We start from the raw sequence: 14476 nt of genomic DNA on the forward strand, positions 1-14476 counted from the left end.
GTAAGTTGTCAGTCCGCTTCCGGCCCAAAACAAGTCATTCGCTCGTCGCCTTCGCGATGACACTTCTTGGCGCCCAATCTTCCAAGCCTGCAACGTTCACTGCATCGCACGGGCGCGTATATTGGGTATCTTCGATTTTCTGAAACGTCACGTCATGCTGCTTCCATCTACTACCAAACAGTGGAGGCTGTGCCCGTGACACCGACGAAGCTCCTTGTCGGCCAGATCGTAGTTGTGTTCGCCATCGTCATCGTTGGCGTATGGGCGGCAACGCAATGGTGCGCCCACATGCTGGACTATCAGCCGCAGCTTGGCGCGCCATGGTTTGCCGCGGCGGCCCGGCCGATCTACAAGCCGTGGAAACTGTTCGAATGGTGGTTTCACTTCGACGCCTATGCGCCTGAGGTCTTCGACAAGGCCGGCATGCTTGCCGGAGCCAGCGGATTCTTGGGGTGTGCGGCCGCAATAGCTGGCTCCCTCTGGCGCGCGCGGCAGAGGGGGTTGGTCACCACCTACGGTTCCTCACGATGGGCCGCGGCTCGGGAAATCGAGAAGGCAGGCCTGTTTGAGCCGGCCGGCGTTTTCCTTGGCAAACTGAAGGATCACTATCTGCGACATGACGGGCCGGAACATGTCATGGCCTTTGCGCCGACACGTTCGGGCAAGGGCGTGGGATTGGTCGTTCCAACGCTTCTTTCCTGGACCGGCTCGGCCGTCATTCACGACATCAAAGGCGAGAACTGGCAGCTGACTTCCGGCTGGCGGTCGAAGTTCTCTTTCTGCCTCCTGTTCAATCCGACCGACTCGAGATCGGCGCGCTATAACCCGCTGCTGGAAGTGCGCAGGGGTTCAGATGAGGTCCGCGACGTTCAGAACATCGCGGACATTCTCGTCGATCCGGAAGGCGCGCTGGAGCGGCGGAATCATTGGGAGAAGACTAGTCATTCACTCTTGGTCGGGGCCATCTTGCACGTGCTCTACGCGGAAGAAGAAAAGACGCTCGCGCGCGTCGCCACTTTCCTGTCGGATCCGCAACGCTCGTTTGCCGCGACACTGCTGCGGATGATGACCACCAACCACCTCGGCACGGCGGACACACCTCGGGTCCATCCCGTCGTGGCCTCGGCGGCTCGCGAGGTGCTGAACAAGTCAGAGAACGAGCGTTCTGGCGTTCTCTCGACCGCAATGTCGTTTCTCGGGCTCTATCGTGATCCGACGGTTGCCTCGGCAACATCGGCCTGCGACTGGCGCATTGCCGACCTCATGGATGCGGAACGACCGATGTCGCTCTATCTAGTGGTGCCGCCATCGGATATTTCGCGCACCAAGCCACTGGTGCGACTGGTGCTCAATCAGATCGGCAGGCGACTGACGGAGCGGCTGGAAGGTGACCCGAAGAAAAGCCGCAAGTACCAACTGCTCATGATGCTGGACGAATTTCCGGCTCTTGGTCGCCTCGACTTCTTCGAGACCGCGCTCGCCTTCATGGCGGGTTACGGCATCCGCGCCTATCTGATCGCGCAATCCTTGAACCAGATCTCCAAAGCCTATGGCGAGAACAACGCCATTCTCGACAATTGCCATGTGCGCATTGCCTTTTCCTCCAACGACGAGCGCACGGCCAAACGCATATCGGATGCGCTCGGTACGGCGACGGAACTCAGGTCCATGCGCAACTACGCCGGCCACCGGCTGGCGCCCTGGCTTTCGCACGTCATGGTCAGTCGCCAGGAGACCGCTCGCCCGCTGCTGACGCCTGGCGAAGTGATGCAGTTGCCGCAAGCTGACGAATTAATCCTTGTTTCCGGGTTGCCGCCGATCCGCGCCCAGAAGTTGCGCTATTACCAGGATCCGAATTTCACCGAACGGGTGCTGCCGGCGCCGGTGTTGCGCGACGGTCTGTACGCGGACTGTCCTGCGTCGCGCCCCGACGATTGGAGCGGACAAGTCCGCAGTGTTGACCGCCGTCTCGCTGCCGATGACGAACACGCCGGCGCGGCAATCGAAGAAGGGAGCGGCGTGCAACAGCAGCGTCATCCCGGCCTGCCTGAAGACCACGTCGTCGTCTCTCGGGAGCCTGATCAGGATGACCTCTTCAATCTGTCGGACGATGACGCCGAGGCACTCGCAGACAAGCGCGTCATGGACCGGGTTTCTACCGCGGCGAGCGCCTACGGCCTCAACGAGGGAAGGGGCGACGACAAGGACATCATCCCCGGCTTCTGAACGCTTTCCGCAACTGAGGCGTATCTCGGCGTAGATAACGCCCATAAGCGATTTTGCGGATCTCGGCGATGTTCGTTCGCACCGGCGCATCAGCGCCGGCCAGTCGGAACGAGACGTATGAAGCCCCGTCGCATTCGCCACCAGTTTCTGCTCGAACCCGAATTGAGCGAGAAGCTGGAAACCCTCAGCCGCAACCCGTCGACCACGAAATCGGCAATCGTCGCGAAAGCGGTCGAGGCCTTCATCGAACGGCGTGGTGAAAACGAGCTCGACCAGCGCTACGGCAAGCGGCTGGACCGTCTTTCCCGCGATCTCGACCATGTCAGGCGCGACGCCGAAATAACTCTGGAGAGCCTCGCGCTCTTAATCCGCTTTTCAATCACGCTTCATGCGCACACGCCAATTCCGGATCGGGCGACACAGGCGATCGCCCAAGAGCGCTTTGACAAATTCGTCGAGCAGGTCGGTCGCCAGATAGCCTCCGGGAAGCGCTCGCTTGGTTACGGCAATGGCAACGGAGGCGAAGGATGAACTCTCATCCCGCAGCGGACCACCGCCGCCGAGCCATGCTGCGCACAGCCATGGGCGCCGCGATCACCGAGGCCCTTGCCGATCCGACCGTCATCGAGGTGATGGTCAACCCCGACGGCGCGCTGAGGCTCGACCGGTTGGGAGAAGGCCGGGTCGATACAGGCGTGCATATGCATCCTGCCGAGGCGGAACGCATCATCCGGCTCGTCGCCTCCCATGTACGCGCCGAGGCGCATGCAGATAGTCCGATTGTCAGTGCCGAATTGCCATCAGGCGAGCGCTTCGAGGGTCTGCTACCGCCGGTCGTGCTGGCGCCATGCTTCGCCATCCGCAAACCGGCGGCAAAACTCTACACGCTGGCCAACTACGTCGCCGATCGCGTCATGCTCCCGCTGCAGGCTGATGCCCTGAGGAAGGCAGTGCGCGAGCGGCGCAACATCCTGGTCGCCGGCGGCACATCGTCGGGCAAAACGACACTTACCAATGCTCTACTGGCAGAAGTCGCCGAATGCGATGAGCGGGTGATCCTGATTGAGGACACCCGCGAGCTGCAATGCGCGGCCAAGGACTGCGTTGCCATGAGGACGAGGCGGGGCTCCATCACACTCGCCGATCTCGTACGCTCGACCTTACGGCTGAGGCCCGACCGCATCATCGTCGGCGAAGTCAGAGGCGCGGAAGCGCTCGATATGCTGAAGGCATGGAACACCGGACATCCCGGCGGCATTGCCACGGTTCACGCCAATTCGGCACGCTCCGCACTCTATCGTATTGAGCAGCTCGCCCAGGAAGCGGTTGTCACCGTTCCCCGCCGGCTGATCGCCGATGCCGTCGACTTGGTCATCTTTATTGCCGGAAGAGGACCCGCGCGCCGGGTTGACGCGATCGCCGAGGTCACGGGTCTCGACGGCAGCGGCGATTACGCCGTCACCCCGCTCACACTTCCGCAACTCCAGCAGCTCTGAAAGGTCACCTCATGCGCAAGAAGCTTCGCTTTCTTTCGTTCGCCGCCGTCGCGCTTCTTCTCACGGCCCAGGCCCACGCTGCCGGCTCCGGCATGCCGTGGGAACAGCCGCTGCAGCAGATTCTGGAATCGGTGCAGGGGCCGGTCGCCAAGATCCTCGCGGTGATCATCATCATCACCACCGGTCTGACCCTTGCCTTCGGCGACACGGCGGGCGGTTTCCGCCGGCTGATCCAGATCGTCTTCGGCCTGTCGATCGCCTTCGCGGCCTCGAGCTTCTTTCTTTCCTTCTTCTCCTTTGGCGGCGGGGCAGTCGTCTGATGAGCACCGGAGAGCAGCATATCGAAGGCTTCGAGGTTCTGATCAATCGGGCGCTCACCGAGCCGATCCTGCTCGGCGGCGCGCCGCGGGCGGTGGCGATCCTCAATGGCACGGTGGCCGCGGCCATCGGCCTAGGCCTGCAGCAGTGGATTGGCGGTCTAGTGCTCTGGATCGCCGGCCACACGCTCGCGGTCTTTGCCGCACGGCGTGATCCGGATTTTGCCAGCGTGCTTGTCCGTCATCTTCGTCAAAAGGGCTGGCTTGCATGCTGAAGCTTTCCGAATACCGCGGCAAAGCCGACCGGCTTGCCGACCATCTGCCCTGGGCAGCACTCGTCGCGCCCGGCATCGTGCTCAATAAGGATGGCAGCTTCCAACGGACATTGCGGTTTCGTGGCCCCGACCTTGAAAGCGCGACGGAGGCCGAACTCATCGGCATATGCGCGCGGGCAAACAATGCGCTGAGAAGGCTCGGCTCTGGCTGGGCATTATTCTTCGAGGCCGAGCGCATCGAAGCGCTGGGCTATGCGAGCTCGGCCCTTCCCGATGCTGCCTCATGGCTGATCGATGAGGAACGGCGCGCGGCCTTCGAGGGCAAGGTCGCGCATTTCGAGAGCATCTATCATCTGACCTTGGTCTTCATGCCTGGGCCCGATGGCCAAGCGCGCGCGGAAAGTGCTCTCGTCGACTCGCATGACTTGGGAGGGGAAAGAGACTGGCGCCAGGAGCTTGCCCGGTTCCGAGACGAGACTGACCGCGTTCTCGATCTTCTTTCGGGCTTCGTGCCCGAGGTGCGCGCGCTCGACGATGCCGAGACCCTGACGTACCTGCACGGCACGATCTCGACACGCCGTCATCCGGTCGCCGTGCCGGAAACGCCAATGTATCTCGACGGCGTCCTGGTTGACGCGCCGCTGACCGGCGGCCTAGAGCCGATGCTGGGCGAGCAGCATCTGCGCACGCTCACAGTTCTCGGCTTTCCGAACGTCACCCGGCCAGGAATCCTTGACGCGCTCAATAACCAGGATTTCGCCTATCGCTGGGTGACGCGCTTCATTCCACTCGACAAGGCGGAAGCCACGAAGACGCTGACTCGGCTCCGGCGGCAGTGGTTTGCCAAGCGCAAATCGATCGCGGCTATTCTGCGCGAGGTGGTGACCAACGAACCGGTGCCTCTCGTCGACAGCGACGCCGACAACAAGGCGCTCGATGCCGATGCAGCACTGCAGGCATTGGGCGGCGATCATGTCGGCTTCGGCTATCTCACCACAACGGTGACGGTGTGGGATCAGAACCGTAAAGCCGCCGCGGAAAAGCTTCGCGCCGTCGAGCGGATCGTCAACGGGCTCGGCTTCACCACCATTCGCGAAAGCATCAATGCCGTCGAAGCGTGGCTTGGTTCATTGCCGGGTCATGTCTACGCCAACGTTCGCCAGCCGCTCGTTCACACGCTTAACCTTGCCCATCTCGTGCCGCTGTCGTCCGTGTGGGCAGGTCCAGCGGAGAACGAGCACCTTGCCGAGGTCACCGGCGATTACGCTCCGCCGCTTCTTTTCGCCGAAACCAGCGGCTCGACGCCGTTTCGGCTTTCGACCCATATCGGCGATGTCGGCCACATGCTGATTGTCGGGCCGACCGGTGCCGGCAAGTCGGTTCTGCTTGCCCTGATCGCTTTGCAGTTCCGGCGCTACGCTGGCGCGCAAATCTATGTCTTCGACAAAGGCAATTCGGCCCGCGCCGCCGCGCTTGCCATGGGCGGCGACCACCATGCGTTGGGTGCGAATGGTGCGCTTGGTTTCCAGCCGCTGCGCCACATCGACGACCCGGCCACACAGAGCTGGGCGGCCGAATGGATCGCCGGCCTCATTGCCCACGAGAATGTCACCGTCACCCCGGAGGTGAAGGAGGCAATCTGGTCGGCGCTCACCAGCCTCGCCACCGCGCCGGCGCAGGAACGCACGCTGACTGGCCTGTCGGTCCTGCTTCAGTCCAATGCGCTCAAATCGGCATTGATGCCCTACACGCTCGACGGACCATTCGGCCGGCTGCTCGATGCCGATGACGACCGGCTGGCCATCTCGGATGTGCAGTGTTTCGAAACCCAGGAGCTGATGCACAGCCAAGGCGCTGTGCTGCCTGTGCTCACCTATCTGTTCCATCGTCTTGAGGACCGGTTTGACGGGCGGCCGACGCTGCTCATGCTCGACGAGGCCTGGGTCTATCTCGACAACCCGCTCTTTGCCGCCCGCATCCGCGAATGGCTTAAGGTGCTGCGTAAGAAAAACGTCTCCGTCATCTTCGCGACGCAGTCGCTTGCCGACATCGCCGGCTCTTCTATCGCACCCGCAATCATCGAGAGCTGCCCGCAGCGCATTTTTCTCCCCAATGATCGTGCGGTGGAGCCGCAGGCACGGGCAGCCTATGAGCGCTTCGGTCTTAATGAGCGACAGATCGAATTGGTCGCCCGCGCCACGCCGAAGCGCCACTACTATCTGCAGTCGCGCCGCGGCAATCGCCTCTTCGAGCTCGGGCTAGGCCCGATCGCTCTTGCGCTTTGCGGCGCCTCCGACCCGGCCGCGCAGACCCTGATCGACAATATTCTTTCCGAAGAAGGGCAGGGCAGCTTTGCCGCCCGTTTCTTCAGTGCGCGCGGCCTGGATTGGGCTGCCGAGCTTCTCCAGCAATTTCCTCAACCTAACAAGGAGCAATCGTCATGATCGGACGCCGCCTTTTTACTAGCCTGGTCACCGTTTCCCTGATTGCCAAACCGATGGCTGACTACGTCCAGCCGGCCTATGCGCTCATCGTGTTTGACCCGTCCAACTATACGCAGAATGTGCTGTCGGCAGCACGCGCATTGGAGCAGATCAACAACCAAATCCAGTCGCTTCAGAACCAGGCGACCATGCTGCAGAACATGGCGCGCAACCTTCAGCGCCTGGATTTCTCTTCCGTGGGCCAGCTTACCGGCTCGCTCCAACGGATTGACGGTCTGATGACCCAGGCGAGCGGCCTGAGCTTCGATCTCGACAAGCTGCAGGACCAGTGGCGCCAGCAATATCCGGAAAGCTACGACGCCACCATCAAGGTCAGCGATGTGGCGAGCGCCGCGCGCGAGCGCTGGCAGAGCGCCATGCAGGCGTTCCGCCAGACCATGAGCGCGCAGTCGCAGATAGTCGAGAACGTGCAGGCCGATGGCGACCTGCTTACCGACCTCGTCAATCGCAGTCAGGGCGCGGCAGGTGCCCTCGAGGCAAGCCAGGCCACCAATCAGCTGATCGCGCTTTCGACCAAGCAGCAGATGCAGATCCAGACGCTGCTTGCGACCCAGTTCCGGGCCGAGGCCGAGGATGCGGCGCGCAAGGCGCAGTCTGAGGAAGCCGCTCGCGAGACGACGAAGCGTTTCCTGGGCACCGGCACGGCTTATCCCGGCAACTGAGCGGCAGTTCTTCAAGACAACGAGGAAGGCGGCGACATGAACGACCTCGGAGTCATCGATCGCTTCATGGAGACCTTTACCCGCTACATTGACAGTGGGTTCGGTCTGCTTTCGGGCGACGTCGCCTTTCTCACCACCATTCTGATCGGCATTGACATCACGCTCGCGGGCTTGGTCTGGGCGTTCGGCGGCGAGCCCAACATACTTGGCCGGCTTGTTCGCAAAGTGCTCTATGTCGGCGCCTTCGCCTTCGTCCTGAACAATTTCAAGAACCTCGCCGACATAATTTACCGCTCCTTTGCCGGTCTCGGCATCAACGCATCGCCCGGCAACCTGTCCGCCGACAGTCTCCTGCGGCCAGGCCGCATTGCCGCGGCCGGCTTCCAGGGCGCCTGGCCGCTCCTCAATCAAGCGAGCCAGCTAGTAGGCTTCCCCGAGATCTTCGGTAACGCGCTCACCATCTTCGTGCTGCTTCTGGCCTGGTTCCTGGTCCTCATCGCCTTCTTCATTCTTTCCATCCAGCTCTTCATCACCATCCTCGAGTTCAAGCTCACCACGCTGGCCGGCTTCGTCCTGGTGCCCTTCGCGCTCTGGAACCGCTCGGCGTTTCTGGCCGAGCGCGTGCTCGGCAATGTGATTTCGTCGGGCATCAAGGTGATGGTGCTTGCCGTCATCGTCGGCATCGGCTCCACGCTCTTTGGCGAGTTCGCTTCCGCCCTGCAGGGCCAGGAGCCGGACCTGGCGGCGGCCATGTCTCAGGTACTGGGTGCGCTGGCGCTGCTTGGGCTCGGCATTTTCGGCCCCGGGATTGCCTCGGGTCTTGTTTCCGGCGCGCCGCAGCTTGGCGCCGGCGCGGCACTTGGAACAACGGCGGCCGCAGCTGGATCAACGCTCGTTGCCGGAGGCGCTGCGTTTGCCGGCGCGCGCATGGCAACAGGCGGCGGCCTCGCCGCAGTCCGTGCCGGCACCGCCATGGGGTCCGCTGCCATCGTCGCTTGGCAGACGGGGCGCGCGACATCGCCCGAGTCCGGGCTGTCCGGGGTAGCTGCTGGGCTGCAGGGGGTTGCGAGTGCCGCTAGCGGCGCCGCGATGCGGGGAATGCGATCCGCAGCAGAACCATTCCGCCGTAGTGCCGACGCCGGTCGCAATGCCGGCTGGACCGCGACCGGCGGCATGCCGACCAGCTCGATGAGCGGAAGCTCTCCAGTTATAGCTCCCGCAGCCGCGCCTGCCTGGGCAAGGCGTCTGCGTTCCGAACAGACCGCACGCGCCCATCGCCATGCTGCCACGCAGGCGGTGCGCGATGGAGATCGGGGCGGAAGCGGCGCCAATCCCTCCCTCAATGACAAGGAAGACTAGATGCTCTTCAAGCGACCCGTTCACCGTTATGGAAAGACGCCCGAACCCGTAACACCCTACCAGAAGGCCAGCCAACTCTGGGATGAGCGCATCGGCGCGGCGCGCGTCCAGGCCAAGAACTGGCGCTTCATGGCCTTTGGCTGCCTGGCTCTGACGACGGGGCTTTCCGGTGGGCTTCTGTGGCAGTCGATGCAGGGCCGCGTCGTGCCTTATGTCGTCGAAGTCGACCGCTTTGGCGAGGCGCACGCGGTCGCGCCGGCAGTCCAAAACTACCATCCCGACGATGCCCAGATCGCCTGGCATCTCAGCCGCTTCATCCAGAATGTCCGTTCGGTTTCCACCGATGCGGTTCTGGTGCGGCAGAATTGGCTGTCGGCCTACGACTTTGCCACCGACCGAGCGGCGCTCTTCCTCAACGAATATGCCAAGGCGAACGACCCTTTCGGCCAAATCGGCACGCGCAGCGTGTCAGTGCAGGTGACCAGCGTGGTCAGGGCTTCCGACAGCTCGTTCCAGGTCAAATGGACCGAGCAGGTGTTCGAGCGCGGCAGCCTCGCCAGCACGACGCGCTGGATCGGGATCCTCACCATCCTCATCCGCGCGCCTAGGACAACCGAGCAGCTGCGCAAGAACCCGCTCGGCGTCTTCATCAACGCCATCGACTGGTCGCGCGAGCTCGACAGCGCCGCGCCAACCCCCGTTTCCCCTAAGGAGCCCGCCAATGACAAATAGAGCCCCATTGCTTCGTGCTGCCTTGATCCTGTCGGCGTCTGCTGCGGTTCTTTCGGCCTGTGCCTCGAAACCAGTGCCGCCGCCTCAGATTTCCTATGACCACGAGGACTTCAAACCAGCCGCGATCGAGAAGGCGCCGGAGAAGCCGGTCAAGGTCGTGGAAGTGCCGAAACCGTTACCGTTGCCTGGTCAGTTGATGCCCGCACCCGGCAAGCCCGCCCCAGATAAGCGCTCGCCGGAAGAACAGGTCGCCGATGCCAACAAGGCGGCGACGCAACAACCCACCAAGTTTGGCTATGTCAATGCGGTGCAGGTTTACCCCTTTGCCGACGGCGCGCTCTACCAGCTCTACGCCGCGCCGGAGCGCGTCACCGATATCTCATTGCAGCGGGGCGAGAAGCTGAACTCGGTCTCAGCCGGCGATACGGTCCGTTGGGTGATCGGTGACACCGTTAGTGGCTCAGGCGATGACCAGCGCACTCATGTGCTGGTGAAGCCATTCGCGCCGGGGCTTGCCACCAATCTGGTCATCACGACGGACAGGCGATCCTATCACCTGCAGCTTCAAAGCACTGAGAAAACTGCCATGGCGGCGCTCTCCTGGATTTACAGCGAAGACCAACTCGTGGCGCTTCGGCGGCGCAACGCTCAGGCAGAGGCTGAAATGCCCGCGGCCTCGAACGTAGCACTCGAAAACATCCGCTTCCGCTATTCGATCACCGGCGACACGCCGCCGTGGAGACCGACGCGCGCCTTCGATGATGGCAGCAAGGTCTACATAGAGTTCCCGAAGCGCATCGATCAGGGCGAGGCGCCACCGCTCTTCATCGTCGGAGCCGACGGCGATAACCAACTCGTGAACTACCGGATGCGCGGCAACTACTACGTCGTCGATCGCCTCTTTGCTGCCGCCGAGCTAAGGCTGGGCACCAAACAGCAGCAGGTGGTGCGCATCACGAGAACCGACGGTCGGCAACCGCCGCGGCGGGTTTCGCTGTTTTCGCGCTTTGGCAGGTAAGGGGAGGCTCATGACCGATACTTCCCACCCGAATGCTCCGCCGAAGCTCAATCCCGAACAGTTGCAGCTGCGAGCCTCACCCCGCCGAGCGGTGCGGTTCAGGCGCGGCATAATCGTCGCGATCGCAGCTGTTGGCTCCGGCACCATCTTTGGCGTCACGATGATGGCGCTGCAGGGGCCGGCACTGCGCCTGAAGCAGCAGGCTGAAGAGCTTTACAGCACGGACCGCAAGCCGACCGCCGAGGGACTTGAATCGCTGCCCAAGGACTATTCCGGGAGCAAGCCGAAGGCTCCGGTGCTTGGACCGCCGCTGCCCGGCGATCTCGGCCGCCCTATTCTCGAGCACCAGCGCCAGCTTGGCATCGCGCCCGGGCAAGACGTTTCCGCCGAGGCGCAGCGGCTTGCACAACAAGCGATTGAAGCGCGCGAGTCGCAAGTCCTGTTCCGCATCGAAACCCGACTCCAGCAAACGGAAGCTTTTGGCAATGGGCAGGGCGGACGTTCGCCTTTCGAGACGGCGTCTCCGCAGCCAGATACCGAAGGCCAGCGAGCTTCCGTCGCGCCGGCCGAGGGCGACCAGAACAATCAACAGCGCAAGCTCGATTTCATCGATCAACGGAACACCGGCGGGATCTACAACCCGCATGCACTGCAGACGCCGGCTTCGCCCTATCAGATCATGGCCGGTAGCGTGATCGCTGCAAGCCTGATCACCGGCATCAATTCCGATCTGCCCGGCCTTGTCGTCGCCCAGATCACCGAGAATGTGCACGACAGCGTCACCGGCAGCATCCTGCTCATCCCGCAGGGCTCACGGCTGATCGGCACCTACGACAGTGTTGTAGCCTTTGGGCAAAGGCGCGCTCTGTTGGTGTGGCAACGCATCGTGATGCCGGACGGCTCCTCTACCGAAATCGACAATCTGCCCGTGACCGACGCGGCCGGCTATGCCGGGCTCGAGGACAAGGTGGATTTCCATACTTGGCAGTTGATCAAGGGCGTCGCGGTAGCCACATTGCTGGGGGTTGGTACCGAGTTGAGCTTTGGGGAAAATGAAAGCGACTTGGTCAAGGCAATTCGTGAATCCACCCAGCAGAACGTCAGTCAAGCGGGCCAACGGATCACTGAAAAGAACCTGAACGTCCAACCCACGATCACCGTGCGCCCTGGTTGGCCGTTGCGCGTCATCGTGCACAAGGACCTCGTGTTGCGGCCATACACGGGGTGAACAGGAGGACTTCATGGCGAACCTGAAACTCGGAAAACTTCCGGATCGGACACCTTCGAAGATCACCATCACCGTTGGCGCCGCGTTGAGCCAAGCACTCAACGACTATGCCGCTCTTTACCGTCGGACCTATGGCGAGTCCGAAACCGTGGCTGACCTGATCCCCTTTATGCTGGTCGGGTTTCTGGAAGGTGACCGGGCATTTGCCAAGGCCAGAAAGGAAGGTTTGCCGGGCGCCGGCGCGTCGGAGAAACCGCGAAGGCAATCATCTTCCACACCGGACAACGCGTAACGCTTGGTGTCGCACCGCTAGGTTCTTGATGCTGACCGCGTTGCCACCGATCCCAGCAAGCGCTTCGCAAAATTTGATATCAGGCGTTCGCTTTACGCTTTGAGATAGGTTTCTTGGCCGGAGCAGCCTTCCCTCCCCCAAACCTAACGATTTTGCCAGCGCTGATCGGGCGGCCGAATAGTTCGGGGCGACCATGGGATAGTCCTTCGCCAGTCCCCACCTCGCCCGGTATTCATCGGGCGTCATCCGTGCCGGGTTGCCAGATGGCGCTTGAGTGACTTGTATTTCTGCTCCATCTTCAAGACTGATTATGTAGTCTGGGAGGACGGACCTTTTAGGATGACGGCTTCGGAGCCGTTTCTTCAGTTGGCGCCCTGTCCGATCTTAGTCAATGCCGAATTTAGACTAGCGATCAAATCGGGCAATCCAGAGACCGGAACCGCGTTCCTCTGGATAGGCCGAAAAGATATCCGCAGTAAGTGCGAATAGATTACTGCCGGCTTCTTCAGACATCATCACGCTCCTAGTCCTCTGATTGCAAATGAAGCGGCCGCCTGAATCTAGTCTCTGCTAGTCTCGGTTGAGCGTGAGATTCAATACCAATTCTTGGCGGAGAATTTGCGATAGAGTTGCGTCAGGAGGTCACGCTGGCAGTTCCAACTCTGGTTTTAACCCAAAACGTCAATGAACTTTGGAAATTGGTTTTTTCCAGTGAGCTTGACCTTTATGTCGAGCTTGCTCGCCACGGCATTACTCCCGGGCCAGCCGAGCGAATAACGATCGATGACTTCCTGGCTTGGCGCCCTCGCGGTCCCTCCATAAGCAAGCGCTCAAAGCGCTGGTGGCTTGGCTCTGGCACTAGTTCGCAAATGCCGCCAGCACCTCCAATGGTGGGGTCTTGCGAAGGATACGTCGATCTCTTCCGTTCGATGGGAAGCGCTTCCACCGCATCACGGGCTGCGGCCAGCTCCCGCACGGGTTGCGCCGAGAAATCGCCGGTATGGTCAGTCTTTTCCCGGCCCACAGCGGTCAGTGTAAGGTTCTGCAAACAGGGGTCAGATTTTTCTCGGCTCTACGGAAGGATGTTTCGCGCCGCGCGCCGGCCGGCCCAGCTCATTTCCTATTTCCTACGTTTCGACCTGCCAGGCCAAGGCAGCTCGCCGTCAAGCTCGCGGAGGCCGTAGGTCTCCTCCTCCCATCGCTTCCGTTCAGCCGCCGGGGGCGGGAGATCTTCATCATCGAACCAGAGCAGCGTCAGGGTCTGATCCCAGGCGGCGAGGTGGCGGACGTCTTCGTAGAGAGAACCTTCACGCTCCCAGCCCTCGAACCACTGATCCGGCTCGGCTTCCTCGGGGCCTGCCGCCGCTGCCCCCGCCCGCACCCGGGCGCTGTAGGAGTCGCTTGGCAAATCCATTCCGAGGCGCACCCAAGCCTTGGCGCCTCGCAGGGATGTGGAACGCGAGCAGTAACGAACCTTGCCGCCCTCGGAGAGCACGAAGGCGCATAGTTCGCGCGAGAAGGTGGCGAAACGTGAGCCCGTCGACATCAAGGAAGCGTCGAATTCGTCGGCCAGGTCGCTGACTGCGGCGAAATTCATGTCAGCCGCATCGACTCTCGGCTTGAACAGCTTGAATGGAAGCAATAGCTCGGCCGCGAACACGTCGCAGGCGATCTCGCCGGGCGGCCTACGCGTGAAACTCCAGCTCGGCGACCTATGATCCGCCGCTATGCCGAGGGCCTCGTGAGCCACTTCGTGACAGATGCTAAAGCGCTGCCGACGGCTGTTGTGGGCGCAGTTCACGCAAATGCGGTACTTGCCGTTCGACAACCGCACCGACCATGCGTCCTCATGTTCCTGAAGCACTTCCTGCTTCACGGTACCTCCGACTTGCGCCGCGTAGGCGTTTACTGAGACCGGAAGCGCCAATGGACCGCTCTTGGCGATGAAGTCGCGTGCCTTCATCGCGACGGAGAGTTCATCCATCTTCGTCCTCGCTCATGAACCGGCGGATGCGGGCAAGGGAGGTCGCGTAGTCGGGGCGGGCGCCACGGTTCACGACGGTGGTAAGCATATGGAACTCTTCGAATGAAACTCGATCATCGGCCCTCGCGAACTCGGCAAGATCGGGGTCGACATTGGGGTGACTTGATAGAAACCGCAGGATCTTGACTTCCCGCTCGGACGGCGCCAGACCGCTGAGCAGCTTGTTCACCACCTCGTCGGACGGCGCTTCCTTCGCACCCGTCTCGAGGCGGTAGATGTAGGCGTGATCGACTTCGCTCCGCTGAGCCAACTCTCGCAGGCTAAGATCGCCGCGAAGCCCCTTCAGCCAAATTCCTAACGCAGACTCCGGCATCCGCCCTCCT

Annotated in this window: 14 protein-coding genes; 12 read left to right on the forward strand and 2 right to left on the reverse strand. The window is 62.0% G+C overall.

Annotated elements, in window-relative coordinates:
- Window positions 1–195: 195 nt before the first annotated feature.
- The 12 genes from X726_RS158020 (at window position 196) to X726_RS157965 (ending at window position 12109) form a co-directional block, all read left to right on the forward strand.
- Window positions 196–2226 (forward strand): conjugal transfer protein TraG, encoded by a 2031-nt coding sequence (locus tag X726_RS158020; RefSeq protein WP_023669257.1) that lies wholly within the window; start codon window positions 196–198, stop codon window positions 2224–2226.
- Window positions 2227–2343: 117 nt separating this feature from the next.
- Window positions 2344–2757, forward strand: a complete 414-nt coding sequence (locus X726_RS158015) for a CopG family transcriptional regulator (RefSeq protein WP_023669258.1) — start codon at window positions 2344–2346, stop codon at window positions 2755–2757.
- Entirely contained in the window at window positions 2754–3722 is a 969-nt protein-coding gene (gene trbB / locus X726_RS158010) for a P-type conjugative transfer ATPase TrbB (protein ID WP_023669259.1), read from the forward strand. Before X726_RS158015 ends, trbB begins: the two co-directional genes overlap by 4 nt.
- Window positions 3723–3733: 11 nt before the next feature.
- Complete coding sequence (locus tag X726_RS158005) at window positions 3734–4042, forward strand: TrbC/VirB2 family protein (RefSeq protein WP_023669260.1); 309 nt, start codon at window positions 3734–3736, stop codon at window positions 4040–4042.
- Window positions 4042–4314, forward strand: a complete 273-nt coding sequence (locus tag X726_RS158000; protein ID WP_023669261.1) for a VirB3 family type IV secretion system protein — start codon at window positions 4042–4044, stop codon at window positions 4312–4314. Before X726_RS158005 ends, X726_RS158000 begins: the two co-directional genes overlap by 1 nt.
- Window positions 4308–6758, forward strand: a complete 2451-nt coding sequence (gene trbE, locus X726_RS157995) for a conjugal transfer protein TrbE (RefSeq protein ID WP_023669262.1) — start codon at window positions 4308–4310, stop codon at window positions 6756–6758. Before X726_RS158000 ends, trbE begins: the two co-directional genes overlap by 7 nt.
- The gene (gene trbJ, locus X726_RS157990; RefSeq protein ID WP_023669263.1) at window positions 6755–7480 is read left to right on the forward strand and encodes a P-type conjugative transfer protein TrbJ; all 726 of its coding nucleotides are present in this window, start codon (window positions 6755–6757) and stop codon (window positions 7478–7480) included. Before trbE ends, trbJ begins: the two co-directional genes overlap by 4 nt.
- Before the next feature lie 36 nt (window positions 7481–7516).
- A complete protein-coding gene (gene trbL / locus X726_RS157985; protein ID WP_023669264.1) occupies window positions 7517–8839 on the forward strand; it encodes a P-type conjugative transfer protein TrbL in 1323 nt (440 codons plus the stop codon).
- Window positions 8840–9571, forward strand: a complete 732-nt coding sequence (gene trbF, locus X726_RS157980) for a conjugal transfer protein TrbF (RefSeq protein ID WP_023669265.1) — start codon at window positions 8840–8842, stop codon at window positions 9569–9571. It begins immediately after the preceding gene.
- Window positions 9561–10589, forward strand: coding sequence for a P-type conjugative transfer protein TrbG (gene trbG / locus X726_RS157975; protein WP_023669266.1), 1029 nt, complete (start codon window positions 9561–9563; stop codon window positions 10587–10589). The genes trbF and trbG overlap by 11 nt, the downstream gene beginning before the upstream one ends.
- Window positions 10590–10599: 10 nt before the next feature.
- Window positions 10600–11817 (forward strand): TrbI/VirB10 family protein, encoded by a 1218-nt coding sequence (locus X726_RS157970; RefSeq protein WP_023669267.1) that lies wholly within the window; start codon window positions 10600–10602, stop codon window positions 11815–11817.
- 13 nt (window positions 11818–11830) lie between these two features.
- On the forward strand, window positions 11831–12109 hold the full coding sequence (locus X726_RS157965) for a DUF2274 domain-containing protein (protein WP_023669268.1): 279 nt from the start codon (window positions 11831–11833) through the stop codon (window positions 12107–12109).
- Between the two features lie 1120 nt (window positions 12110–13229).
- On the opposite strand, the gene X726_RS157960 is transcribed toward X726_RS157965, so the two are convergent.
- The gene (locus X726_RS157960; protein WP_031214820.1) at window positions 13230–14093 is read right to left on the reverse strand and encodes an ImmA/IrrE family metallo-endopeptidase; all 864 of its coding nucleotides are present in this window, start codon (window positions 14091–14093) and stop codon (window positions 13230–13232) included.
- Window positions 14086–14466 (reverse strand): helix-turn-helix transcriptional regulator, encoded by a 381-nt coding sequence (locus tag X726_RS157955; protein ID WP_023669270.1) that lies wholly within the window; start codon window positions 14464–14466, stop codon window positions 14086–14088. Before X726_RS157955 ends, X726_RS157960 begins: the two co-directional genes overlap by 8 nt.
- Window positions 14467–14476 lie beyond the last annotated feature (10 nt).

Source organism: Mesorhizobium sp. LSJC285A00, from assembly GCF_000503155.1.
GTDB lineage: Bacteria > Pseudomonadota > Alphaproteobacteria > Rhizobiales > Rhizobiaceae > Mesorhizobium.